Consider the following 24,104-nt stretch of genomic DNA (forward strand, 5'->3'; position numbering starts at 1 on the left):
GCGGGAGATCGTCGCACGCGGGTCGCCGTCGGCCCCTGCCCGAACCCGAAGGTCGGGCCCGAACAGTCAGGCTCCGACGGCCCTGGCGTACACGACGCGGTTGTCGTCGTGGCGCTGGGTGTCGGTGTCGAACTCGCCGGTGCAGGTGATCAGGCGCAGCTCGTCGATCGGGATGGCGCCGAACACGCGCGCGGTCGGGTAGTCGTCCTTGGGGACGTCCTCGACCTGGTAGACCTCGTAGTCGTGCACGACGCCGTCGACGTCTGTGACTTGGACGGCGTCACCGACCTCGAGCTCCGTCAGGCGGAAGAACACGGCCGGGCCGGTCCGCGAGTCGACGTGGCCGGCGATGACGGTCGGGCCGCGGCCGCCGGGGCGTCCGCCGCCCGTGAACCAGCCGGCGCGGTCCCAGTCCTCCGGCGTCTCCATCGTGCCGTCGTCCTGCAGACCCAGGTCGACGAGATCCTCGGTGAGCTCGATGCGCGGGATGGTCACGGTGGCCGGGGCGATCCCCTCACCGATGACGGCCGGTGCGACCTCCGCGGCGGGGGGCTCGGCCGGGGCGGCCTCGGGGGCCACCGGCTCGACCGGGTCGACCGGCTCGGCCGGCGCCTCGGTCTCCTCGGGCAGCTCCGTCGCCGCCTTGGTGGCGGGGGAGGTGGGGGTGGCCGAGGACGTCGGGTCCTCGGCCGGGGCTCCGGCGCACGCGACGAGCAGCGCGGCCGCGGTCAGGACGACGGCGACCGCACGGCCCCGACGCGCCGGGCGGCGCGTCGGGGCGTGCGGCGTGCTCATGCCCGGGTCGAGCGGACGCGGTGGGCGGCGAAGCCCGCCGCGGCGACCGCGAGGACGCCCGCGCCGACGAACGGCAGGACCGGCGTGCCCTGCTGGGACGCGCCGCCGCCACCGGTCTCGAGACCGCCGACGGGGATCTGGGTCAGCTGACCGCGCACGACGCCGGCCGGGAAGTCGACCGTGTGGGAGTCGCCCGTGAAGCCGGCCGGGTTGGCCTCGATCTGCGCGAGCGTGAAGCCCTCGCCGGTGTCGGCGCCCGCGTCGCTGGTGACGCCGGTGGTGAAGGGACCCTGCATGCAGCCGGAGCTGGTGCGCGGCCCGTCACCGACGGGGGCCGGGTTCGGGAACGCCAGACGCGGCGGTCCGGGCTGGCCGATGGCGGCCTCGTGGATGTGCGTCGCCGTGCGCGCGGGGCTCTGGTAGTCGCCCGTGACGCCGGTGAGCGTGATGTCGTAGCAGATGATGTCGAGGTCGGAGTTGATGCGGAAGGTGAACTCGCCCATCGCGCCCTCCTCGCCCGGGACGGCCACGCCGTCGTTGTTGATGACGGCGCCGGGGGTCGCCATCACGGTGAACGCGCTGGTGAAGGAGTCGGGCTCGGCGACCTCGGTGTCGGCGGAGGCGGGCGCGGCGACCATGGCCAGCCCGAGGGCGGCGACGCCGGCAGCACCGGCGAGGGCGGTGCGGCGACGGGTCTGACGGCGGGAGGACATCTCGGTCATGGTTCGTACCTTCCGTGGGGGGCGGGGCGGGTACCCCGTCTGTCTCCAGGAGTTACGTGGCTCACACGGCCCGCGTTCACGCCGTCGTGAAGAAATTTTCGGAGCGACGAAATTTTCTGCTCGTGAACGCCGGCGGGGGTGAGGACGTACCCCCTCGTGACGGCTCCTTCGCGACGACGCCTTCGTCGCGACGACGGGCCGCGGGCACCGATAGCGGCGGGAGGGGAGGAGCATGCCTACGATGACGGTCCTGGACCGCCCACCACCGACGGGGAGCGTGATCACGCTGACCGGCCTGCACGACCCCCGGCCCCGGCCGCGGACGGTTCCCGCACCCCCGGGCGGCACGCGGCCCCGATCCCGCACGACGTGGACCCGACGGCGTTCGACGTCGCCGACGCCTACGACCGGTTCGGCGGTGAGCTCTTCGGGTTCTCCCTGAACGCGGTCCGCGACCGCGGAGCCGCCGAGGAGGTCGTGCAGGAAACCTTCCTGCGCGCGTGGCGCGCCCGCGAGCGCTTCGACGCGACGCGCGGCGGCGTCCGGACCTGGCTGTACGCGATCGCCCGCAACGTGGTGGCCGACAGCTTCCGACGCGGCGCACGGACGCCGGAGCCGGTGGACCTCGACCGGCTCCCGGAGCGGGCGGCCCCCGCGGACGACCCGGTCGAGCGGCTGGCGATGGTCGAGGCGCTCGCGACGCTCAGCCAGGAGCACCGGCAGGCCGTCGTGGCCATCCACGTCCTCGGGCTGGGCTACGCCGAGCTCGCCGACTCGCTCGGGGTGCCGGTGGCCACGCTCCGCACCCGCACGTACTACGGCCTCAGGGCCCTCCGGCGTCACCTGGAGAGCCAGCGGGAGACCGGATCGACGACGACATCGACGCACGGGGAGGTGGCGGGATGACCCCGCAGGAGGAGCAGCGGGCCGGGCTCATCGCCGGCGCGCTCGCGGACGACCTCGACGCGACCGAGCGGGACGAGCTGGCCGCGCTGATGGCCGCCGACCCCACGGTCGCGGCCGAGATCGCGGAGCTCGGCGGCACGGTCGCCGGGCTGCGGCGAGACATCCCCACCTGGGACGACGAGCCGCCGTCGCCCGAGCTGCGCGAGCGCGTGCTCGAGGCCGTGGCGCACGAGGAGTCGGCTGTGACGTCGGAGGTGCGGTTCGAGCCCGCCCCGCTGACGACGACGCCCCGCACGCCGTCGCGAGCCGTCCGTTCCGTGTGGGTGCCGGCCGCCTGCTTCGCGGCCGGCGTCGCCGTCGCGCTCGGCGGCGTGATGGCCACGCAGGAGCGTCCGGCCGGTGCGCCCGTCGGCCCGCCCGGGACGCTGGGCGCGGAGGAGGACGTCAGCTTCAGCGACCCCGCCGACGGCGTCCGGATCGACGGCGTGCTGGTCGCCCACACCTGGGGCACCGAGACCGTGCTGGAGATCGACGGCCTCCCGGCGGGCGAGGGCTACGTCGTCGTGCTGGTCGGTGAGGACGGCCAGGAGTACGACTCCGGCACCTTCCTCGGCAGCGACGTCGTGATCGACTGCCGGATGAACGCCGCCGTGATGCGGGCCGACGTCGAGCGGCTGGAGATCCGGTCGGACGACGGCGCCCTGGTCACCGCGGCCTCGCTCCCCGAGGCCGTGGACGACGGGGCCTGACGCCCGACCTACCGGCCCGGCGCAGGGGCCGGCGGCACGAGCGCCAGCAGGTGGTCGGCCGTCAGCGGGGCGAGCGGCAGCGCGCGGGCGTCCGCGACGCTCGCCCAGACCGCCTCGGCGATCTCGGCGGCCGGCGCGACGGCGTCGACCTCCGCCGGCGTGAGCAGCAGCGCGTAGGAGTGACCCAGCACGTGGTGGTCGGCCTCGTTGGCCGCGTCGGCCGTGAAGCTGCCGAGGGGCTCGAGCCGCTCGGGCGCGACGGCGATCCCCAGCTCCTCGGCGACCTCGCGCACGAGGGCGGCGTCCGGCGCCTCCCCGGGGTCGAGCTTGCCGCCCGGCTGCATGAACGCCGTCGTCCCCCGCTTGCGCACGAGGAGGAGGCGCCCGGCGCCGTCGTGGAGCAGTCCTGCTGCGACGACGATCGTCGGCACGCGCTCAGCCGTCGTGGCGGCTGCGGACCGCGACGGTGATGAGGCCGGCGATCGCCAGCACCACCACGCCGCCGACGCCGTAGACGAGCGCCTTCCAGATCCAGTCGGGGAACGCCGAGGAGGTGGCCGAGGCGGTGGCGTCGAGCGTCACGGGGACGTCGTAGGTCGTCTGCCACGTGACGGTCCGGCCGTCCACGACGGCGAGGTCCTCCGAGCCGCGCACGTCCTCCACGTTGCCGGGGAAGGTCAGCGAGAGGCTCACGCTCGACTCGGCGGCGCCCGCCGGTCGCTCGCCCTCGACGGCCGGGATCGGCGTCTCGGGCTGGGCCGCGGGGTCGATGGTTCCGGCCACGACGAAGTCGTCGCCGTCGCGCGTGACCAGCGGCGTCGTGCCGAGGAGCACCCACGCGATCGGGACGCCGTCGAGCGACAGCTCGGTGCCGTACCAGCCGGGCTCCGGCGTCACGGCCGAGGCGGTCACGCCCGGCAGGTCCCGCAGGCCCGGGAGGGCGCGGCTCTCGATCAGGGTGACCTGGTCGGCGACCGCCTGACGCGAGGCGTCGCTGTCGTCGGCGAGGGGGGCGACGATCTGGATCGTGCCGGTGATCGTGTCGTCCCTGGCGACCTCGAGGTCCGCCTCGGTGCGGACGCATCCGGTCAGGGTGAGCAGCGCCAGCGCGCCCGCGACGACAGCCTGCTTCCAACGCCTGTGCATGGGGTGATCGTGGCACACCGTTTGCCTCCCGGCCCAATGGCGCCGCGATGAGAGCGGCGACGAGCGCGCCGGCCAGGGTTGAGCGGAATAGACTCAACTTCGTCCGACGTTGACCCTGGCAGAAGAGTTCTCTACGACGGAGGAGAGTCGTGAACGACAAGCTGACCACCAAGTCGCAGGAGGCGATCGCCTCCGCGCTGCAGGCCGCGACGGCGGCCGGCAACCCCCACCTCGAGCCGACCCACCTGCTGGCCGCGCTGCTCGGGCAGGCGGACGGCATCGCCGTCGCGCTCCTGACGGCCGACGGCGTGGACGTCCCGGCGCTCGTGCAGCGGGCCGGTGGCGTGATCGCCGCGCTGCCCAGCGCGAGCGGGGCGACGGCGAGCCAGCCGCAGGCGTCGCGCCAGCTGCTCGGCGTGCTCACCCAGGCCGGCGAGGAGGCGCGGGCGCTCGGCGACGACTACGTCTCGACCGAGCACCTGCTGCTCGCGCTCGCGGCCGACCAGGGCAGCGCCGGGGAGATCCTGCGCGCCGCCGGCGGGTCGCGCGAGGCACTCGTCGCCGCGCTGCCGGGCGTGCGCCGGGGACGCGTCACCTCGCCCGATCCCGAGGGCACGTTCCAGGCGCTGGAGAAGTACGGCCAGGACCTCACCGCGCGGGCCCGCGAGGGCCGCATCGACCCCGTCATCGGGCGCGACTCCGAGATCCGGCGCGTGGTCCAGGTGCTGAGCCGTCGCACCAAGAACAACCCGGTGCTGATCGGCGAGCCCGGTGTCGGCAAGACGGCCGTCGTCGAGGGCCTCGCGCAGCGGATGGTGGACGGCGACGTCCCCGAGTCCCTGCGCGGCAAGCGCCTCATCTCGCTCGACCTCGGCTCGATGATCGCGGGCGCCAAGTACCGCGGCGAGTTCGAGGAGCGGCTCAAGGCCGTCCTCGAGGAGATCCGCGGGAGCGACGGCGAGGTCGTCACGTTCATCGACGAGCTGCACACCGTGGTGGGGGCCGGCGCGAGCGAGGGCGCGATGGACGCGTCCAACATGCTCAAGCCGATGCTCGCGCGCGGCGAGCTCCGCATGATCGGCGCGACGACGCTCGACGAGTTCCGCGAGAACATCGAGAAGGACCCCGCGCTGGAGCGCCGGTTCCAGCAGGTGTTCGTGGGGGAGCCGACGGTCGAGGACACCGTGGCGATCCTGCGCGGCATCGCGCCGCGGTACGAGGCGCACCACAAGGTGACGATCTCCGACGGCGCCCTCGTCGCCGCCGCGACGCTGTCCGACCGCTACATCACGGGGCGTCAGCTGCCCGACAAGGCCATCGACCTCGTGGACGAGGCGGCCTCCCGGCTGCGCATGGAGCTCGACTCCTCGCCCGTCGAGGTCGACGTGCTGCGCCGCGCCGTCGACCGGCTGCGGATGGAGGAGGCCTACCTCGCCGACGGCGGCTCCGACGACGACGCCACGACCGAGCGCCTGGAGAAGCTGCGCCGCGACCTCGCCGACCGCTCCGAGGAGCTCGCCGCGCTCACGGCGCGGTGGGAGGCCGAGAAGGCCGGCCACAACCGCGTGGGCGACCTGCGCGTCCGGCTGGACGAGCTCACGACCGAGTTCGAGAAGGCGATGCGCGAGGGCGACTACGAGCGCGCCGGGCGGCTGAAGAACGGCGAGATCCCGACGATCGAGCGAGAGATCGCCGCGGCCGAGGCCGAGGAGGACGACGCCGTCGAGGTCGCCGGGGACCCGGGGATGCCGCCGATGATCGCCGACAAGGTCGGCACCGACGAGATCGCCGAGGTCGTGGCGATGTGGACCGGCATCCCCGCCGGCCGCCTGCTCGAGGGCGAGACCGCCAAGCTGCTGCGGATGGAGGACGTGCTCGGCGAGCGGCTCATCGGACAGCGCGACGCCGTCGCGGCCGTCTCCGACGCCGTGCGGCGCTCGCGGGCCGGCGTCGCCGACCCCGACCGTCCGACGGGCTCGTTCCTGTTCCTCGGCCCGACCGGCGTCGGCAAGACCGAGCTCGCCAAGGCGCTCGCGGACTTCCTGTTCGACGACGAGCGCGCCATGGTGCGCATCGACATGTCGGAGTACTCCGAGAAGCACGCCGTCGCGCGGCTGGTCGGGGCGCCCCCGGGCTACGTCGGCTACGAGGAGGGCGGCCAGCTCACCGAGGCCGTCCGCCGCCGGCCGTACTCGGTCGTGCTGCTCGACGAGGTCGAGAAGGCTCACCCCGAGGTCTTCGACATCCTGCTCCAGGTGCTCGACGACGGTCGGCTCACCGACGGCCAGGGCCGCACGGTCGACTTCCGCAACGTCATCCTCGTGCTCACCTCGAACCTCGGTTCGCAGGCGCTCGTGGACCCGACGCTGGACGAGGCCGCCAAGCGCTCCTTCGTCATGGACACCGTGCGGGCGAGCTTCAAGCCGGAGTTCCTCAACCGGCTCGACGACGTCGTCATCTTCGACGCCCTCTCGCTCGAGGAGCTCGGCTCGATCGTCGACCTGCAGATCGACCGGCTCGGCGCCCGCCTGGCCGACCGCCGGCTCCGGCTCGACGTCTCCGCCGGCGCCCGCGAGTGGCTGGCGATCGAGGGTTTCGACCCGGCCTACGGTGCGCGGCCGCTGCGCCGCCTCGTGCAGCGCGAGATCGGCGACCGGCTCGCCCGGATGCTGCTCGGCGGCGAGGTGCGCGACGGCGACACGGTCGTCGTCGACCTGGGTGGCGGCGAGGGGAGCGGGAGCGACGGGCGGGGCGACGGGCGTACGGGACTCACGCTCGCCGTCGCGCGCTGACGCGAGGCCTCGCGGGGCTCTCGCGAGGAGCGGGACGAACGACGGCGCGGGCCGGGGAGATCGCTCTCCCCGGCCCGCGCCGTCGTGCTGCTGCTGCTGCCGGTGGGCAGGTCAGCCCATGTCGGGCATCTCGGTGATCTGGTCGGCCGGCGGGGCCGTGATCTCGACGGGCTCACCGAACGAGGTGAACGTCATCGAGGTGTTCACGGTCATGCCGCTCGCCTCGACCTCGTTGACCATCTTGACCGTGCGGCCCTCCTCGTCGAGCCAGAGGTCGTAGGTGAGGGTCGCCGGCAGGCCGGCGGCCGCGGCGGCCTCCATCGTCGAGGTGTCGACGGTGACGACGTAGTGGGTCGCCGGGCTGCCCTCGACGTCCTCGGAGCCGAGCTCCTCGACCGAGGTGATCGACTGCTGGAACGCGCGGAGCTGCTGCAGCGGGTCGGTGTTGGCTGGGACGCCCATGCCCTCCATGGCGGCCGGGTCGATCCGCATCCAACCGCCGCCGGCGGCGCCCATGGAGACGTACTGCTCGCCGTCCACGATGAGGCTCGTGACGGTGCCGGCGCCCGGCACCTCCATGTCCATCGTGAGGTTCGGCGGCTGCGTGGTGTTGTCCATCGCGCCCGTGGCGGTCATGGTCGTCCCCGCGGAGACGATGTCCATCGTGAAGGTCGCGGTCGTCATCATCTTCTCGATGCCGCCGGCGTAGCGGTCCACGAACTGGGCCGTGACGGCGTCGCCCGAGGGTGCCTCGGACGTCGCGTCGTCGGAGGCGGTCTCGGAGGCGGACTCCGTCGGCTCGGAGGTCGCGCTGCTGGTGGTCTCCGAGGCGCTGGGGCTCTCGGTGGAGTCGTCGCCACCGCCGCCGCAGGCGGCGAGCGTGAGGGCGAGAGCGGTCGTCATGATGGCGGCCTTGAAGGCGCGGTTCCTGGTGGTCGTCATAGCTCGACTCTAGTTGCGGGGCCGCCGGAGCGGGGTTCGGAGTCGTGGGCGAGGCGGGTGTCACAGCTCGTCGTTAGGTTGGAGCCATGCGCCTGTCGACCGTCATCCTGCCGATCCACGCCCGTGCCGCCGCCGTCGCCCACTGGCAGCGGGCCGAGCAGCTCGGCTTCCACACGGCCTACACCTACGACCACCTCTCGTGGCGCACGTTCCGCGACGGCCCGTGGTTCGACGCGCTCCTCACGCTGGCCCAGGCCGCCTCCGTCACCTCGACCCTGCGGCTCGGGACGCTGGTGACGACGCCGAACTTCCGTCACCCGGTCACCCTCGCCAAGGACCTGATGACGCTCGACGACATCTCCGACGGCCGCCTCACCGTCGGGCTCGGTGCCGGGACGGACGGCTTCGACGCCGCCGTGCTCGGCGAGCCGCCGCTCACCCCGAAGCGTCGCGCCGACCGGTTCGCCGAGCTGGTCACGCACCTCGACCTCCTGCTGCGCGAGGGCGACGTGTCGGTGGCGGGGGAGTTCTTCACGGCGTTCGAGGCCCGCACGATCCCGGGCTGCGTGCAGCGGCCGCGGATCCCGTTCGCCGTCGCCGCCACCGGACCGCGCGGGCTGCGGCTCGCGGCCCGGCACGGCCAGTCGTGGGTGACGACGGGCGACCCCACGCTCGAGGAGGATGCCACGGCGGAGCAGTCGCGGGCGTCGATCGCCCGTCAGGTCGCGCGGCTCGAGGCGGCGTGCGAGGCGGACAACCGCGACCCGGCGAGCATCGAGCGGGTCCTGCTGACGGGCTTCCTGCCCGACGACGCCTTCCGGTCGGTGGCGGCGTTCGAGGACGTCGCCCGCGCCCACGCCGAGCTCGGGATCACCGAGATCGTGGTGCACGCGCCCATCCCCGACACCCAGTTCGCGATGGACGAGGCCGTCTACGAGGGGATCGCCGGGCTCGCGCCGTCGCTCGCGGACGTCTGAGCGTGCCTCAGCGGTAGCCGTCCCACACCGGGGAGGGGAAGAGGACCTGCTCGTACCGTGCCCACTCCGTCACCAGGTCGATCGGCGGGTCGCGGAACAGGCGGACCTGCAGCCCGTCCATCGAGGCGAGGGTCATCTCCACGAGGGGACGGAGGCTCGAGAACCCACCGGTCGACGGCGGGACGCGCCACCGGGTCGCCGAGTACAGCCCCCAGGCGGCGTCGGGACGCTGCCGGAAGTACTCGTGCGCGGGGTGCTCGGGGGAGGAGGACTCCGCCCCCAGCACCATGTAGAGCTTGATCAGCTGCGGGTCGCGCGCGTTGTTCGCCACCAGGTAGCGGAAGTAGCCGGGGAGCGAGGCGCCGTCGGGGTGGGTCGCAGCGGGGTCGCCGGTCGCCACGTAGTCCTCGGGGTCGAACCGCTGGTCGTAGGCCTGCTCCACCAGCAGCTGCAGCAGCCCCTCCTTGGTGTGCACGTAGTGCAGGAGGCCGGGCTGGGTGAGCCCGACGGCGTCGGCCACGTCCTTGAGCGACATCCCGTAGAAGCCCTGCTCGCCCACGAGGCGCGTGGCGGCCTCGACGATCTGGCGACGGCGTTCGGCGGGCGGGAGGCGGACGCGCGAGCGTGGCGCAGCCGGGGGCGTCGACGAGTTCGCGGGGGGCACGCAACCACGGTAGTGGGAAAGCGACCGGTCGTTCGTTCCGCGCCACAGCGCCGTTCGGGGCGTCAAGACCAACCGCACGGTCGGTATTGACACTCGCCGGGGGCGGGTCTACCGTCGACCCCGTTACCTAGTGGACGGTCGGTAGCCGCACCCGTGAGGGGCGAGGCGGCCTCGTGGTCCACGAGGTCTCCGTGCGGGAGCGGTTCAACGGTCCCGTCTCCCGTGGGACAGCCCGTCGCTGTCTCCTACCGAAGAAGGTGGACATGGACTACCCCCCGGCCTCGCGAACGGACGCCGCTCTGCTCGTCGACGAGCCCGTCGGCCTCGCTCCCGAGCTGGCTCCCGACACCGGCAAGCCGTTCGACCGCGCTCGCACGCTGCGGTTCGGCCTCGGCTTCCTCGCGTTCGGAGCGCTGTGGATCATCGGCCTCCAGGTGGTCGCCGCCGTGCTGCTGCCGCAGCGGCTGCGGGACATCGGCGTCGCCTCGCCCGAGACCCTGCTCGGCACGATCAGTGCCGTGACGGCCGTCGTCTCGCTGGTCTCCAACCTCGTCTTCGGCAACCTGTCCGACCGCACGCGCGGACGTTTCGGCCGCCGGGCCCCCTGGATCCTCGGTGGGGCCGTGCTCGGTGGCGTGGCGCTCGCCGCGATCGGGTTCCTCGAGAGCCCTCTCCTGATCACCGTCTCCTACTGCGTCAGCATGGTCGGCCTCAACATGATGCTGGCCCCCGCCGTCGCCGTCCTCGCCGACCGGGTGCCGATGCGCCTGCGCGGCACGATGTCCGCCTTCTACGGCGGTGGCCTGACCGCCGGCGCCCCGATCGGCGCCCTCGTCGGCGCCGCGTTCATCACGAACTCGCTGCCCGGCTTCGTGCTCGGCGGCGGACTGATGGTGGTCGGTGGCGTCGTGGCGCTCGTCGTGTGGCCGCGCGAGGCCTCCGCGGAAGCGCTGCCGGCCGCCGGATCGAGCCTGAAGGAGGTGCTCGCCTCCTTCCGCCCGCCGCGCCACGCGCCCGACTTCTACCTGGCGTTCGTCGGTCGCCTCTTCATGCTCGTCAGCTACCAGATGGTGATGGCCTACCAGCTGTACATCGTCCAGGACCACGTCGGCCAGACGGTGGCGGAGTCCGCGCGCACGATCGCCACGATGTCGGTCATCCTGCTGGTCGTGGGTCTGGTCGGCTCGGTCGTCTCCGGCCCGATCTCGGACCTCGTCGGGCGCCGCAAGCTGCCGGTCGTGATCTCCAGCGTGCTGTTCGCCGTCGGGATCGCGATGCCGTGGCTGATGCCGACGCCGATGGGCATGTTCCTGTTCGCCGGCATCGCGGGCTTCGGGTACGGCGTCTACACCTCGGTGGACCAGGCGCTGAACGTCGACGTGCTGCCGAACCAGGAGGAGGCGGGCAAGGACCTCGGCATCCTCAACCTCTCCACGACCGCCGGTCAGACGATCGGCCCGCTGGTCACCTCCGCCATCGTCGTCGCCACCGGGAGCTACTCGGTCGTGTTCATGGTGTCGATCTGCGCGGCCCTGCTCGGGGCCCTGGCGATCGCCCGGATCAGGAGCGTCCGATGAGGCTCGCGAGCTGGACCGTCACCACCGAGACCGCGCCCTGGCGCGCGGGCCCCGCCGTCGAGCCGTCGTCGGTCACCGCGATGCCGGACGTGTTCCTCCAGCTCGACACCGAGCTGCAGGAGATCACGGGCTTCGGGACCGCGTTCAACGAGATGGGGTGGACGTCGCTCGCACACCTGAGCGAGGAGCAGCGCGCCGAGATCCTGCACGAGCTGTACGCGCCCGGGGTGGGCGGGAGCTTCACCCTCGGTCGGATGCCGGTCGGCGCGAACGACTTCTCGCGCGACTGGTACTCCTACGACGAGGTGCCCGGTGACCTCGAGCTGGAGCACTTCTCGATCGCGAACGACCACGAGACGCTCATCCCGTTCATCCGGGCGGCGAAGGAGCACCAGCCGGAGCTGGCCGTCTGGGCCTCGCCGTGGAGCCCGCCGTCGTGGATGAAGACGAACGGGCACTACGCCGCCGCGCGCCCCGCGATCGCCTTCAGCCAGGTGGAGAACGGGCTCGAGGAGCACCAGGTCGGCGTCGAGGGCACGGACATGTTCATCCTCGAGGAGGCGTACCTCGCGGCGTACGCGGCCTACTTCGGGAAGTTCGTCGACGCCTACGCCGAGCAGGGCATCGCGATCGGCATGGTGATGCCGCAGAACGAGTTCAACTCCCCGCAGGTGTTCCCGAGCTGCACGTGGACGCCCGAGGGCCTCGCGGCCTTCCTCCGACACCTCGGTCCGGAGATGGCCTCGCGCGGCGTCGAGGTCTTCCTCGGCACGCTCGAGCGGGCGAACGGGGCGCTGGTCGACGGCGTGCTGGCCGACGCCGAGGCGGCCGCCGTCGTGCGCGGTGTCGGGGTGCAGTGGCACGGGAAGGGCGCCGTCCGGCTCCTGCACCGGGATCACCCTGAGCTGCCGATCTGGCAGACCGAGCAGGAGTGCGGCGACGGCAGGAACGACTGGCGCTTCGCGCGCTACTCGTGGGCGCTCATGCGCGACTTCCTCCTCGACGGCGCCTCCGCCTACCACTACTGGAACCTGTCGCTCGAGCAGGGTGGGGTGAGCCGCTGGGGCTGGTCGCAGAACTCGCTCGTGGTGGTCGACGCCGAGGCCGGGACCTACGAGTTCACGCACGAGTACCAGGTGCTCAAGCACGTGAGCCACTTCGTCAAGCCGGGCGCGCACCTCATCCAGGCACTCAGCTACACGGGGTTCGAGAACCAGCTGGCGTTCCGCAACCCCGACGGGTCGATCGTCGTGGTGATGCAGAACGACCTCGCGGTCGAGCAGCCGGTCTCGATCCTCGTGGGGGAGCAGGTGCTGACGCCGGTGCTGCCGGCGGACTCGCTGAGCACGTTCGTCATCGAGCTCTGACCGGGGCGCCGGCGCCCCCGGGCCGGACCCGCGAGGCGGAGGGCCGCCACCGCTTCGGCGGCGGCGGCCCTCCGCCGTCGCCCCCGTCGGCGAGGGGCTTCTGCACCGCCGGCGAGGGGTTTACGCCCCGCGGCGAGGGGCTTACGCACCACCCGCGAGGGCGACGCAACCGTGGTGGCGTCGACCCTGCCAGGATCGACGCCACGTCGGACAGATCGCCCTCGGCGGGAGCTGGTGCGTAAGCCCCTCGGCGGTGGTGCAGAAGGCCCTCGCGGAGGGTATGGGGGGCGGGGCGGGGCGCGGAGGGGCCGGGGCCCGTCAGGACTCCAGGATGACGAGGTCCCAGGGGGCGATCGTGAGCTCGTCGCCCTGCGTGACCGTGGCGCCGTCGGCCAGCACCGAGGTGCCGGAGACCGGGGCCGCGAGCGTCGCCGTCGTGGGCGAGTAGTTCAGCAGGTAGACGACGGCGTTGCCGCGTCCGTTCGTCCCGCGGCGGACGCGCACCCCGGGGGCCGAGGCGCCGGCCGCCGTCGTCGCGAGCTCCTGCGGCCACTCCCACGCGCCCGCGCCGCGCAGCGTCAGCGCGAGGACGTCGCGCAGCACCTCCGGCGTCGTCATCGTGCCGAGGTAGGTGGCGGTGCCCGTCCCGACGGCGTTGCGCGTGATCGCGGCGTAGGAGCCCCACGCGGGGTGGTCGTAGGTCGCGAGCACCTGCGTGCCCTCCGCCGCGTCCAGCAGCTCCAGGAGGTGGAGGGCCTCGGGGTGCTCCCCGGCCGAGGTGAGCTCACCGGCGAGGGCCAGCCGGGCGCCGTCGGGCCTGGTGAACTGGTTGTAGGTCATCCCGAACACCTCGGTGAGCGCGTGCGGCGCGCGGTCGTGCCACACCTTGACGTGCTCGTTCGTGACACCGAGGCGGAACGTGGAGACGAGGTGGCCGCCGTCGTGCACGTACTGCGCGAGGCGCTCGAGCGTGGCCTCGGGCGTGACGTAGAGCGCGGGCGTGAGGACCATCGCGTAGTCGGCGAGGTTCTCGGCGTCCACGGGCACGAAGTCGATCTCGACGTTGAGGTCGAAGAGTGCGTCGTAGACCCAGCGGAGCACGTCGTTGTAGCCGATCGACGTGCCGAAGACGCCGTTGATGAAGCCGGTCTCGATCGTCGACCACTCCAGGGCCGTCAGGGACTCGTTGCTCACCATGACCGCCACGCGGTTGGCCTTGTGCAGACCGGTGAGCGACGCGGCGTGCTCCTCCCACTCCGCCCCGATGACGCCGGACTCGAGGTAGGTCGGGTTCGGCTCGAAGTCGTGGCTGAGCAGACCCTTCCAGTACGTCTCGAAGGAGTTGTGGATGGAGTGCCAGTGCCAGTACATGACGCCGAGCGCACCACTGGCGAGGTGGCTGTAAGCCTGCAGCCGCAGCTGACCCGGGAACGGCAGCCAGCCCATCTGACCCTGCGCCTGCGTCTCGAGCACGAGGTAGTTCGCACCGTGCTTGATCGAGCGGGTCATGTCGCCGCCGAACGCGATCTCGCGGCCCGTCAGTCGCGACTGCGTCGGGTGGTAGATGTCGGTGCCCGCGAGGCTGACGGTCGACGCCGCTGTGAAGTGGTTGACCGAGGGCTGCAGCCCGTAGGACCAGCCGGGCGCCCAGTCGAAGTCGAAGTTCTGCGTGACGAACTGGTCGTCGCGGGCGTACTCGCGCACGATGCCGGCCTGCCAGCCGAGGAACTCGTCCACGAGCCCGCGCCGGAAGGTCTCGAAGGCACCCGCGAGAGAGGCGTTGATCGTGCCGCGGACGTCGGGGAAGTCCTCCCACGCGTCGATGCGGTTGGACCAGTAGTCCAGGCCGAACGCCTGGTTGAGGGCGACGAGGTCGCCGTCGAACTCCTGGCGCAGGTGCTTGACGAAGGCGCGCTGCAGGTCGGGGGAGGCGCTGCCGTAGTGCTTGGTCTCGTTGTCGATCTGGAAGCCGATGACGTTGCGGCGGTGCGCCGTGTGCTCCAGCAGCGTGCGGATCACGCGCTCGCCGTAGAAGCGGTAGGCGGGGTTGACGATGTCCATGTTCTGCCGGACGCCGTAGCGGCCGGGGCCGGCCTGCGTCTCCGCGATGACGTCCGGGTGCGAGGCGACGAGCCAGGCCGGGACGGCGTACGTGGGTGTGCCGACGATGACGTCGATGCCCGCGGCCTCCATCGCGTCGATCGCGCGATCGACGTGCGTGAAGTCGAAGACGCCGGGCTGCGGTTCGAGCGTGCTCCAGGTCGACTCGGCGATGCGCACGACCGTGTGGCGCGCTGCCGTCATCATCGCGACGTCGGCGTCGATCCGGTCGTAGGGCAGGTACTCGTCGTAGTACGCGGTGCCGTACAGCAGCTTGTCCATGTTTCGCAGTCCTCCTCGTGGCGAGAGCCGGGCGCCGACCCGCCTCCACCTTACCTACCAAGTGGTAGATAATGGGATGGGTCGGGGCGGCGGGGCCAGCCGCGTACGGTGGACGACATGGAGCGGGACCGATGAGTGCCACCACGGAGACGACGAGGACGACGAAGCCGACGCGCGGGGCCAGGGGTGGCTACGCGAAGGGCCGGGCGCGCCGCAACGACATCATCCAGTCCGCGATCGGGCTGTTCGGCGAGGTCGGGTTCCACGGCGCCTCGCTGCGCGACATCGCCGCGCGCTCCGGCGTCTCGCACCCGGGGCTGCTGCACCACTTCGCCACCAAGACGGCGCTGCTCGAGGCGGTGCTGGCCTACCGCGACGAGGCGGACGAGGCCGACCTCGACGCCGACGTCGAGCAGGGGCGCACCTGGCTCGAGGCGCTGGTGCGGCTCTCCCAGCGCAACCAGCTCCGCCGGCCGATCGTCGAGCTGTTCGCGGCACTCTCGGCCGAGGCGACCTCGGTCGACCACCCGGCGCACCAGTACTTCGTGGACCGGTACCTGACGAGCGTGGCCGCGGCCAGGGCCGATCTCGAGCGCTACGCCGAGGCGGGGCGCCTGCGGCCGGGGGTCGACATCGATGTCGCCGCCCGCGCGATCATCGCGCTGATGGACGGGCTCCAGATCCAGTGGCTGATGTCGCTGGGACGGCCGAAGCGGGCCCAGGTGAACATGGCGGCGGACCTCAGCGCCTACCTCGACCTGATCATCGAGCCGGCCTGATCATCGAGCCGGCCTGAACGACGACGACGGCGGGCCGGCCTCCCGAGGAGGCCGGCCCGCCGTCGTGCTCCGGTCGCTCAGCCGCGGGCGGCGTTCGACCGCTCGATCAGGTCCGCGAGGCCGACGTGCGTCAGCGGCGTCATCCCGAAGTCGGCCAGCACGATCGCGGGCATGTCGTCCGCCATCGACAGCAGCGCCGGGTCCATGTCGGCCGTCATCGGGCGCACCTCGGGCTCCGCGACGGGGTCGGCCAGCAGCTCGGCCAGCGTCGACATCTCGGTCAGCGGGGCCGAGACGTCCTCGCCCACGACGTCGAGGCTCACCGACGCCGCGAGGTCGCGCGAGGAGGTGCCCACCGAGACGACGAACTCGCCGCCCTCGACCGTCCAGCGGTGCAGCGCCGGGTGCCAGAACGCCAGGGCCCGCGAGTCCAGGTCGAACGTCACCGTGCGCGCCTCGCCGGGCTCCAGCGCGACCTTCGCGAACGCCTTGAGCTCGCGCTCCGGGCGGGTGACGACGGCGGCCGGGTCGCTCACGTAGACCTGCACCACCTCGGCGCCGGCCCGGTCGCCCGTGTTCGTCACGGTCGCGCTCACGGCGACGCGCGCCTCGGCGCCCGACCCGGTCACGGACGCCGTCACGCCGTCGATCGCGAACGTCGTGTAGCTGAGGCCGAACCCGAACGGGTGGGCGACCGCGACGTCGCGCGCGTCGTACCAGCGGTAGCCGACGAACAGCCCCTCGCCGTAGGTGACGTGCCCCAGCTCGCCCGGGAAGGATCCGTACGCAGGGACGTCCTGCAGGCGGACCGGCAGCGTCTCGGCGAGCTTGCCCGACGGCGAGACCGCGCCGGTCAGCACGTCGACGGCGCCCGAGGCGCCGGCCTGGCCGCCCAGCCACGACTCGAGGATGGCGGGCGCGTGCTGCTGCCACTCGCTCACCGACACGGCGCCGCCGTTGCTGAGCACGACGACGACGCGCGGGTTCACCGCGGCGACCGCCTCGAGCACACGCAGCTGCGCGGCGGGCAGCGAGATCGTCGTGCGGTCGTAGCCCTCGGACTCGTCCACCGCGGGCAGGCCCAGGAACGCGAGCACGGTGCCGGCCCCCTCCGCGAGGGCAACGGCCTCGGCGAGCAGCGCGTCGCCGTCGAGCGCGGAGTCCGGACCCTCCGGGATCGTGAAGCCGGGCGCGAACGGGACCGGGGCGCCGAGGGCGGCCTCGAGGGCGCCGAGCGCGTCGTCGAGCTGGGTCGGGGTCACCAGCGAGGAGCCGGCGCCCTGGTAGCGGGGGGTGCGGGCGAACTCGCCGATCGCGACGACGCCCGCGCCGTCCGCGCCGTTCGCGGAGCTCGCGGGCTGCAGCGGAAGGAGCGGCGCGCCGTCGACCGGCTCGTTGCGGAGCAGGACGGCGCTCGCGGCGGCGGCCTCGCGGGCGAGGGCGTGGTGGGCGGCGACGTCGACGGTCGCGGGGGTCGCGACGGCGTCGGCCGTGCGGTCCACGAGCCGGAGGACGTTGCGGACGGCGGCGTCGACGTGCGCCTCGTCCAGCGTGCCGGCGCGGACCGCGGCGACGACGGCCGCGTCGGTCCGCCCATCGCTCGCGGGCATCTCGAGGTCGAGACCGGCCTCGAGGGCGGCCACGCGGTCGCGCACGGCGCCCCAGTCGGAGACGACCAGCCCGTCCCAGCCCCACTCCTCGCGGAGCACCTGCGTGAGGAGGAAACGCTTCTGGGAGGCGTAGACGCCGTTGACCTTGTTGTACGCGCACATGACGGTCCACGGGTCGGCCTTCGTGACCGCGCGCTCGAAGCTGGCGAGGTAGATCTCGCGCAGGGGGCGCTCGTCGACGTCGGCGCTCACGCGCATCCGGTCGGACTCCTGGTTGTTCACCGCGAAGTGCTTCAGCGACGTGCCGACGCCCTGCGACTGGATGCCGGCGATGAGCGCCGCCGCGAGGTCGCCCGAGAGGACCGGGTCCTCCGACAGGTACTCGAAGTTGCGACCGCAGCGGGGGTCGCGCTTGATGTTCGCGCCCGGGCCGAGGATGACGGAGACGTCGGCGGCACGGGTCTCCAGGCCGAGGGCCGCGCCGACGCGCGTGAGCAGCTCGGGGTCCCACGTGGAGCCGAGGGCGGACGCCGTCGGGAAGCAGGTGGCGGGCACGGAGCTCGCGAGGCCGAGGTGGTCGCCGGCCGCGAGCTGCTTGCGCAGGCCGTGCGGGCCGTCGGTGAGCATCATGCTCGGCACGCTCACGCCGTCGCGCTCGATCGCCGTCGTGTGCCAGAAGTCGTGGCCGGACAGGAGCGACGCCTTCTCCTCGAGCGTGAGGGAGGCGATGAGCTGCTCGGTGGCGAGCGGGCTGCGGGAGGTGGGGGCGGTCATGGTGCTCCTTCGCGGGGGGCGGATGCAGCCACGGTAGCCCAAATGGTGACCGATCGGTAGGTGTTCGCGGGGTGCGCTGCGTGGGACGCGGCGGCGCGACCCCGTGGTTCGGGCGCACGGCGGGCGGGGGAGGCGCCCGAAGTGCGGGTTCGCGAGGGATGGCGACGTGACCCCGCGCTTCGGGCGCGACGAAGCCGGGGGAGGCGCCCGAACCGCGGGTTCGCGACGGCGGGCGCTCGCCGTCGCGCGAGTGGATCAGCTGACGGTGAGGTCGCCCGCCGTCGCGCTGCCCGTGAGGGTGACGCCGTCGCCGGACAGGATGCACGCGACGGTGCGGTCGCCGTCGGCCCAGCCGGTGGCGTCCGGGTACCAGAAGTCGTAGTAGAGGTTGGTCGGGTCGGTCGTCGGCGGGACGGCGCCGGTGACCTCGGCGAGGCAGACGTCGTTCGCCTCGTCGGTGATGGCGTCCTCGCCCGGGTAGGCGTCTCCGGCCGGCTCGTAGGTGTGGATGACCTCGGCCTCGTGACCGGTGGAGCACGGCACGTGGGTGAACGTCGGACCGTCGAGCGTCGCGAGGCAGTTGCCCTCGGCGAACTCGACGGCGGTGATCTCGCGCTCGGACGTCGTGTCGCCGGGGTTGTCCTGCAGGATGATCGGCCCGAAGACCCCCTGGAAGACGAGCACGAGCACCGTTGTCACCACGCCCACGATGGACAGCGACCCGACGACGACGGCGACCGTGCCCGGGGCCTTCGACGCGCGAGCCTTCTTCGAGCGCGAGATCGACATCACGCCCATGACGATCCCGAGCGGACCGAGGATCAGGCCGAGACCAGCCCCGAGCCAGCCGATCCCGGCGCCCGGGTTGGGCGACCTCGGGGGCCGACCCGCGCTCGGGGGCTGGGAGCCGCCGCCGAAGGAGTACGCCGGCGGAGCCGAGTAGTCGGGGCCGCCGGGACCGGGCTGTCCCGGCTGGGGGGACTGGGCCGGCGGCGTCGTGCCGTAGGGCGACGGCGACGCCGAGTACCCGGCGGGGGCGCCGGACGCCTGCGGCTGGGAAGGCGACTGCTGGTACGACGGCGGTGCGGCCTGTTGCGGGTAGCCCCCCTGCGGGTTGCCGCCCTGGGGGTAGCCCCCCTGCGGGTTGCCGCCCTGGGAGTAGCCCCCCTGCGAGTAACCCTGCTGCGAGTGGCCGCCCGGGGAGTGACCGCCCTGCGGCTGCTGCGCGGGGGAGGCCTGGCCGTAGCCCTGCGGCGGCTGGGCTGCCTGCGCAGGCGGGAACCCGTGGGACGCCTGCGGCGCCTGCCCCGGCTGCGGGTAGCTCGACGGCGGGGAGCCCTGCTGCCCGCCGCCCCAGGTCGGCGCGGGCTGTGGCGGCGCGGCGGTCGGCGCAGGCTGCGACGGCGCGGCGGGCTGCGAGGGCTGACCAGGCGCAGCGGGCTGAGCGGGCGCGGGCTGCGACGCCGACCCGGGCGCCGCCTGACCGAACGACGGCGCGACGTACTCCTGCGACGGTGACGGAGTGCCGGCCGCGGGCGGCTCGTCGGGGGTGGGCGTCGACGGGCCGGAGGGTTCGGTCATGCCACGAAAGTACACGCGCGCGACCGATCAGGCCGGGTCGGAGCAGGCGGTCCCGCCGAGCGGTCCCGCCAGGCAGACCTGCCCGGTGGTGCCGCCCTCGTCGGACGTGCAGCGCCGCCCGTCAGCCGACCAGGTCCACCGTGAGCAGCGAGCCCGACGAACGCACGAGGCAGGTGGCCGTCCGCTCGCCCTCGTCCCAGGCCGCCGGCGTCGGCACGAACCACCACGGCAGGTACTCGGCGCCGTCGAGCCCGCGCTCGGCGAGCTCGGCGGTGCAGATGTCCTCCGCCGTCTTCAGGGCGCCCTCGGGGCCGGGGTAGGAGGCGTCATCGAGCTCCCACGTGGTGAGCGCCTGTGCGACGTGGTCCTGCGCGCACGGGACGAGCGTCACCTCGCCGACCTCCTGCTGCGCGGGCAGGAGCTCCACGCAGTTGCCGGGGGCGACGAGACTCGGGTGCACGGTCCGCGGCTCGGCAACGTCGCCCGCCTCGGAGGTGCCGCCAGACGTCGTGAAACCACCGAGGGCGGCCACGACCCCCACGACGACCCAGCCGATGGTCCCGACCGCGCCGAGGGCGATGCCCGCCGTCGCGATCCGGGGGCTGCGGCGCCACGCCCGCGTGGTCCGGCGCAGGCCGACGATTCCGAGCGCCAGCGCGATCGGCCCCGTGCCCAGCGCCCCGGCCACGACCGAGGCGACGGCGACGCCGTCGAGCGGGGCCCGGGCCATCTGCGGCAGGGCGAACGGGACGTCGGGACCCGTCGACGCGGCCGGCGCCGGAGCGCCCTGGCCCGGCGCCGCCGGCCCGCCGAACCCTCCCGGCGGTGGATCCCAGGGTCGACCCGGCGCACCGGTCACCCCCGTCGTCCCTCCCGCCGTCGCAGCCGGCGTCACCGGACGCGGCGGCGCCGCGTACGGACTCCGCGACGCGCCGGGCTCCCACGCCGTCGGGGCGGCCGCACCGTTCGGCCCCGGCCCGGCCAGCGGGATGGCGGGGACGGCCGGGACGTCGTGCCCGCCGCTGCCCCCGTCGTCGCCCCCGCCGGGGTCCTTGGCCATCAGACGTCCGCCAGCTCGACGATCACGGGGGCGTGGTCGCTCGCGCCCTTGCCCTTGCGCTCCTCGCGGTCGATGCGCGCACCGGTGAGGCGAGCGGCGGCCGACGGCGACCCGAGCGCGAGGTCGATCCGCATGCCCTGCCGCTTGGGGAACCTCAGCTGGGTGTAGTCCCAGTAGGTGAACTCGTCGGGGGTGAACTGCCGTGTCATCTCGGTGAAGCCGGCGGCCTCGACGGCGGTCAGCGCGTCGCGCTCGGGCACGGTCACGTGGGTCGAGCCCTCGAAGAACGCACGGTCCCAGACGTCGGAGTCCAGCGGCGCGATGTTCCAGTCGCCCACGAGCATCGTCGGCGTGGGGGAGGCCGACCACTGCTCGGCGCTGTCGCGCAGGGCCTTCAGCCACTCGAGCTTGTAGGTGTAGTGCGGGTCGGTGATCGTGCGGCCGTTGGGCACGTACAGGCTCCAGACGCGCACCCCGCCGCACGTCGCGCCGATCGCGCGCGCCTCGGTGACCAGGGGGTCGCCGAACCCGGGCTGCTGCGGGAAGGCGGTCTCGACGTCGGTGATCCCCACCTTCGAGGCGATGGCGACGCCGTTCCACTGGTTCAGCCCGTGGTGGACGACCTCGTAGCCGATCGCCTCGAACGGCAGCATCGGGAACTGGGCGTCCTTGCACTTGGTCTCCTGCATCGCCAGCACGTCCACCCCGGTGCGCTCCAGCCAGGCGGTCACGCGGTCGACGCGCGCGCGGATGGAGTTCACGTTCCAGGTGGCGATCTGCATGGCTCCACGCTACCGGCGGGCTCCGACACCCACCGCGGACGACCTGCCCGACCACAGGGCCGCACGACAACCACCATCCCCTCTCGTGCACGGCCCTGACTGATCGGTTCTGACCAGACCTCCCACCCGTACTGATCGACTCTGCGCGGAACCGTTCACTTGTCTTGACCAAGTCATGACAATCGCTCAGGATGGCCACATCCACTACCCGAGTCGAGCGGTGCCGCTCGTCCCACCCTCGTGGCCCATCCCTGCACGAGTCCGCCCTCCCGTACCAACGAGATGACGATGCAATGACGCGAAAAGTCTCCATCCTTGCCCTGGCCGCCGCCGTGGCTGCCTCCCTGGCGGTCGTCCCGACGGCCGCCGCCGACACCTTCCCCGTCGAGACCAACAACTGGCGCGGTACGCCCGCCGTCTTCGAGGTGAACCGCCTCCCCGCCACCAGCAGGACCGTCCCGCTCGCCGACCTGGGCTCCGCGCTCGGGCCGGTGCTCGAGGCCGAGGCCGCCAGCCCCTGGCTGACCTCGCTCAACGGGACCTGGAAGTTCGCCTGGTCGCCGAACCCGTACGCCACCCCCGAGGGGTTCGAGGCGCCGTCGTTCGACACCTCCGCGTGGGACGAGATCGAGGTGCCGCACAACTGGCAGCTCGACGGCTTCGGCGCCGAGGACAACGGCGACATCGTCTACCTCAACCAGCGCCACCCGTGGCAGGGCTACGGGCGCATCGCGCCGCCGACCGTGCCGGTCGAGCACAACTCCGTCGGCTCCTACGTCCGCACCTTCGAGGTGCCGGCCGAGTGGGACGGCCGCCGCACGATCCTCGCGTTCCAGGGCGTGAAGTCCGCCCTGACCGTCTGGGTCAACGGCGAGGAGATCGGCTACAGCGAGGACAGCTACGGCCCCGCCGAGTTCGACGTCACCGACGCGCTCGTCGACGGCACCAACACCATCGCCGTCGAGGTCCTCCGCTGGTCGGACGGCTCCTGGCTGGAGAACCAGGACCAGCTCGACCTCTCGGGCATCTTCCGGGACGTCGAGCTCTACTCCGTCCCGCAGGTCCACCTCGAGGACCACACCGTCAAGGTCCACCTCGACGACGACTACGTCGACGGCGAGCTCGAGATCGCCGCCGTCGTCGCCCAGCAGGACGCCACGGCCGAGGCCGACGCCCTGCGCGTGCGCCTCTTCGAGGACGAGACCGCGGTCCTGGACACCTCGCTGCCGCTGACCTTCGACGCCGACGGCGTCGCCGAGATCGCGCTGACCGAGGACGTCGACAGCCCCGCGCTGTGGACCGCCGAGCACCCCAACCTCTACACGCTCGTCTACGAGGTCCTGGACGGGACCGACGTCGTGGAGACCATCTCCTCGCGCGTCGGCTTCCGCGAGATCGAGATCATCGACGGCATCCAGAAGCTCAACGGCCTCACGTTCGACATCAAGGGCGTCAACCGCGGCGAGCAGCACGGTGACTACGGCCAGGCCATGCCCGTCGAGGTCATCGAGTCCGACCTCGTGCTCATGAAGCAGAACAACATCGACGCCGTCCGCACCTCGCACTACCCGGCCCACCCCGCGCTGTACCACCTGGCCGACGAGCTCGGCGTGTACGTGATGGACGAGGCCAACCTCGAGACGCACGACATGCGGCCGTTCCCGGGCAACAACGCCGCCTGGTACGACACCGTCTTCGACCGCTTCACGACCATGTACGGCCGCGACAAGAACCACACCTCGGTGCTGTGGTGGTCGATGGGCAACGAGGTCGGCAGCGGAACCGTCTTCCAGGACGGCGCCGCGTGGTTCAAGGAGGTCGACCCCGAGCGGCTCATGCACTTCCAGCAGGACCGCGCGCTCGCCGACATCGACGGCACGTTCTACCCCGAGCTCGACGCCGTGCAGCGCCTCGCCGACCGCGGCAACGGCGGCAAGCCCTGGATGATGAGCGAGTACTCGCACGCCATGGGCAACAGCAACGGCAACCTCCTGGAGTACTGGGAGATCATGGACACCGCCGAGTGGCTCCAGGGCGGATTCATCTGGGAGTGGTCGGACCAGGCGGTCCGCGTGCCGAAGGACGGCGGCTTCAAGGCCCTGCCGATCCCCGAGGGCACGCCCGAGTCGGAGACCTACTTCAGCTACGCCGGTGACTGGGGCACGTACGCCAACGACGGGTTCTTCTCGCTCGACGGCATCGTCAACCCCGACCACACCCCGCACCCCGCGATGGACGAGATCGCCGCGGTCTACGCGCCGGTCGCCGTCGCCGAGCAGGACCTGGCCAACGGCCGGGTCGAGCTCCGCAACGAGTTCATGTCCACCGACCTCGCCGACGTCAACCTGACGTGGGAGCTGCGTCGCGACGACGTCGTCGTCGACGACGGCACGCTCGAGGTCCAGCTCGCCGCCGGCGAGACCGCGTGGGTCGACCTGCCCGTCACCGAGCCGGCCGACGCGCCGGCCGGCGCCGAGTACTGGCTCGACATCACGGTGG

The 24,104-nt window shown here is 72.8% G+C and carries 18 protein-coding genes and 1 pseudogene; 8 read left to right on the forward strand and 11 right to left on the reverse strand.

The window, feature by feature from the left end; all coding sequences use genetic code 11:
• Positions 1–66 precede the first annotated feature (66 nt).
• Positions 67–795 (reverse strand): class F sortase, encoded by a 729-nt coding sequence (locus C8046_RS14445; protein WP_109230041.1) that lies wholly within the window; start codon positions 793–795, stop codon positions 67–69.
• Positions 792–1,517, reverse strand: coding sequence for a CHRD domain-containing protein (locus C8046_RS14450; protein WP_199224492.1), 726 nt, complete (start codon positions 1,515–1,517; stop codon positions 792–794). Before C8046_RS14450 ends, C8046_RS14445 begins: the two co-directional genes overlap by 4 nt.
• Before the next feature lie 369 nt (positions 1,518–1,886).
• Here C8046_RS14450 and C8046_RS14455 point away from each other — a divergent pair, with 369 nt between their 5' ends.
• Positions 1,887–2,423 carry a sigma-70 family RNA polymerase sigma factor gene (locus C8046_RS14455; protein ID WP_199224493.1) on the forward strand — a complete coding sequence of 179 codons (537 nt, stop codon included), beginning with the start codon at positions 1,887–1,889 and terminating at the stop codon, positions 2,421–2,423.
• Entirely contained in the window at positions 2,420–3,172 is a 753-nt protein-coding gene (locus C8046_RS14460) for an anti-sigma factor (RefSeq protein ID WP_109230042.1), read from the forward strand. Before C8046_RS14455 ends, C8046_RS14460 begins: the two co-directional genes overlap by 4 nt.
• Positions 3,173–3,180: 8 nt before the next feature.
• Here the strand turns inward: C8046_RS14460 and C8046_RS14465 are convergent, their stop codons facing one another.
• Together C8046_RS14465 and C8046_RS14470 are read right to left on the reverse strand one after the other, a co-directional pair.
• A complete protein-coding gene (locus C8046_RS14465; RefSeq protein WP_109230043.1) occupies positions 3,181–3,603 on the reverse strand; it encodes an NUDIX hydrolase in 423 nt (140 codons plus the stop codon).
• 4 nt (positions 3,604–3,607) lie between these two features.
• The gene (locus C8046_RS14470) at positions 3,608–4,318 is read right to left on the reverse strand and encodes an LppM family (lipo)protein (RefSeq protein WP_109230044.1); all 711 of its coding nucleotides are present in this window, start codon (positions 4,316–4,318) and stop codon (positions 3,608–3,610) included.
• Between the two features lie 149 nt (positions 4,319–4,467).
• On the opposite strand from C8046_RS14470, the gene clpB reads away from it, so the two are divergent.
• Complete coding sequence (gene clpB / locus C8046_RS14475) at positions 4,468–7,110, forward strand: ATP-dependent chaperone ClpB (protein ID WP_109230045.1); 2,643 nt, start codon at positions 4,468–4,470, stop codon at positions 7,108–7,110.
• Between the two features lie 111 nt (positions 7,111–7,221).
• On the opposite strand, the gene C8046_RS14480 is transcribed toward clpB, so the two are convergent.
• Complete coding sequence (locus C8046_RS14480) at positions 7,222–8,052, reverse strand: hypothetical protein (RefSeq protein WP_109230046.1); 831 nt, start codon at positions 8,050–8,052, stop codon at positions 7,222–7,224.
• Positions 8,053–8,138: 86 nt separating this feature from the next.
• On the opposite strand from C8046_RS14480, the gene C8046_RS14485 reads away from it, so the two are divergent.
• Positions 8,139–9,029, forward strand: coding sequence for an LLM class flavin-dependent oxidoreductase (locus C8046_RS14485; protein ID WP_109230047.1), 891 nt, complete (start codon positions 8,139–8,141; stop codon positions 9,027–9,029).
• 7 nt (positions 9,030–9,036) lie between these two features.
• On the opposite strand, the gene C8046_RS14490 is transcribed toward C8046_RS14485, so the two are convergent.
• Entirely contained in the window at positions 9,037–9,693 is a 657-nt protein-coding gene (locus tag C8046_RS14490) for a TetR/AcrR family transcriptional regulator (RefSeq protein WP_109230048.1), read from the reverse strand.
• Between the two features lie 263 nt (positions 9,694–9,956).
• Between C8046_RS14490 and C8046_RS14495 the strand changes: the two genes are divergently transcribed.
• Positions 9,957–11,270 carry an MFS transporter gene (locus C8046_RS14495; RefSeq protein ID WP_109230049.1) on the forward strand — a complete coding sequence of 438 codons (1,314 nt, stop codon included), beginning with the start codon at positions 9,957–9,959 and terminating at the stop codon, positions 11,268–11,270.
• Positions 11,267–12,637 (forward strand): glycoside hydrolase family 30 protein, encoded by a 1,371-nt coding sequence (locus tag C8046_RS14500; protein WP_109230050.1) that lies wholly within the window; start codon positions 11,267–11,269, stop codon positions 12,635–12,637. Before C8046_RS14495 ends, C8046_RS14500 begins: the two co-directional genes overlap by 4 nt.
• A 318-nt stretch (positions 12,638–12,955) precedes the next feature.
• Here C8046_RS14500 and C8046_RS14505 read toward each other — a convergent pair whose 3' ends face one another.
• Positions 12,956–15,019, reverse strand: coding sequence for a beta-galactosidase (locus C8046_RS14505; RefSeq protein ID WP_109230051.1), 2,064 nt, complete (start codon positions 15,017–15,019; stop codon positions 12,956–12,958).
• A gap of 131 nt (positions 15,020–15,150) precedes the next feature.
• Here C8046_RS14505 and C8046_RS14510 point away from each other — a divergent pair, with 131 nt between their 5' ends.
• Complete coding sequence (locus C8046_RS14510) at positions 15,151–15,798, forward strand: TetR/AcrR family transcriptional regulator (RefSeq protein ID WP_109230052.1); 648 nt, start codon at positions 15,151–15,153, stop codon at positions 15,796–15,798.
• 77 nt (positions 15,799–15,875) lie between these two features.
• Here C8046_RS14510 and C8046_RS14515 read toward each other — a convergent pair whose 3' ends face one another.
• The 4 genes from C8046_RS14515 to C8046_RS14530 all read right to left on the reverse strand — a co-directional run bounded on the left by C8046_RS14515 (position 15,876) and on the right by C8046_RS14530 (position 21,605).
• A complete protein-coding gene (locus C8046_RS14515; protein WP_109230053.1) occupies positions 15,876–18,182 on the reverse strand; it encodes a glycoside hydrolase family 3 N-terminal domain-containing protein in 2,307 nt (768 codons plus the stop codon).
• A 255-nt stretch (positions 18,183–18,437) separates the two neighbouring features.
• Positions 18,438–19,763 carry a septum formation family protein gene (locus C8046_RS14520; protein ID WP_109230054.1) on the reverse strand — a complete coding sequence of 442 codons (1,326 nt, stop codon included), beginning with the start codon at positions 19,761–19,763 and terminating at the stop codon, positions 18,438–18,440.
• 121 nt (positions 19,764–19,884) lie between these two features.
• Positions 19,885–20,823, reverse strand: a complete 939-nt coding sequence (locus C8046_RS14525) for a septum formation family protein (RefSeq protein ID WP_109230055.1) — start codon at positions 20,821–20,823, stop codon at positions 19,885–19,887.
• On the reverse strand, positions 20,823–21,605 hold the full coding sequence (locus C8046_RS14530; RefSeq protein WP_109230056.1) for an exodeoxyribonuclease III: 783 nt from the start codon (positions 21,603–21,605) through the stop codon (positions 20,823–20,825). The genes C8046_RS14525 and C8046_RS14530 overlap by 1 nt, the downstream gene beginning before the upstream one ends.
• Before the next feature lie 293 nt (positions 21,606–21,898).
• On the opposite strand from C8046_RS14530, the pseudogene C8046_RS14535 reads away from it, so the two are divergent.
• Positions 21,899–24,097: pseudogene (locus C8046_RS14535) on the forward strand (glycoside hydrolase family 2 TIM barrel-domain containing protein); the annotation flags it as partial.
• Positions 24,098–24,104 lie beyond the last annotated feature (7 nt).

This window comes from Serinibacter arcticus (assembly GCF_003121705.1).
GTDB lineage: Bacteria > Actinomycetota > Actinomycetes > Actinomycetales > Beutenbergiaceae > Litorihabitans.

Coding starts and splice junctions, on each gene's coding strand:
- C8046_RS14495 (WP_109230049.1), top strand. CDS start 9,957: ATGGACTACCCCCCGGCCTCGCGAACGGACGCCGCTCTGCTCGTCGAC.
- C8046_RS14505 (WP_109230051.1), bottom strand. CDS start 15,019: ATGGACAAGCTGCTGTACGGCACCGCGTACTACGACGAGTACCTGCCC.
- C8046_RS14480 (WP_109230046.1), bottom strand. CDS start 8,052: ATGACGACCACCAGGAACCGCGCCTTCAAGGCCGCCATCATGACGACC.
- C8046_RS14470 (WP_109230044.1), bottom strand. CDS start 4,318: ATGCACAGGCGTTGGAAGCAGGCTGTCGTCGCGGGCGCGCTGGCGCTG.
- C8046_RS14515 (WP_109230053.1), bottom strand. CDS start 18,182: ATGACCGCCCCCACCTCCCGCAGCCCGCTCGCCACCGAGCAGCTCATC.
- C8046_RS14500 (WP_109230050.1), top strand. CDS start 11,267: ATGAGGCTCGCGAGCTGGACCGTCACCACCGAGACCGCGCCCTGGCGC.
- C8046_RS14460 (WP_109230042.1), top strand. CDS start 2,420: ATGACCCCGCAGGAGGAGCAGCGGGCCGGGCTCATCGCCGGCGCGCTC.
- C8046_RS14530 (WP_109230056.1), bottom strand. CDS start 21,605: ATGCAGATCGCCACCTGGAACGTGAACTCCATCCGCGCGCGCGTCGAC.
- C8046_RS14450 (WP_199224492.1), bottom strand. CDS start 1,517: ATGACCGAGATGTCCTCCCGCCGTCAGACCCGTCGCCGCACCGCCCTC.
- C8046_RS14520 (WP_109230054.1), bottom strand. CDS start 19,763: ATGACCGAACCCTCCGGCCCGTCGACGCCCACCCCCGACGAGCCGCCC.
- C8046_RS14445 (WP_109230041.1), bottom strand. CDS start 795: ATGAGCACGCCGCACGCCCCGACGCGCCGCCCGGCGCGTCGGGGCCGT.
- C8046_RS14525 (WP_109230055.1), bottom strand. CDS start 20,823: ATGGCCAAGGACCCCGGCGGGGGCGACGACGGGGGCAGCGGCGGGCAC.
- C8046_RS14485 (WP_109230047.1), top strand. CDS start 8,139: ATGCGCCTGTCGACCGTCATCCTGCCGATCCACGCCCGTGCCGCCGCC.
- C8046_RS14510 (WP_109230052.1), top strand. CDS start 15,151: ATGAGTGCCACCACGGAGACGACGAGGACGACGAAGCCGACGCGCGGG.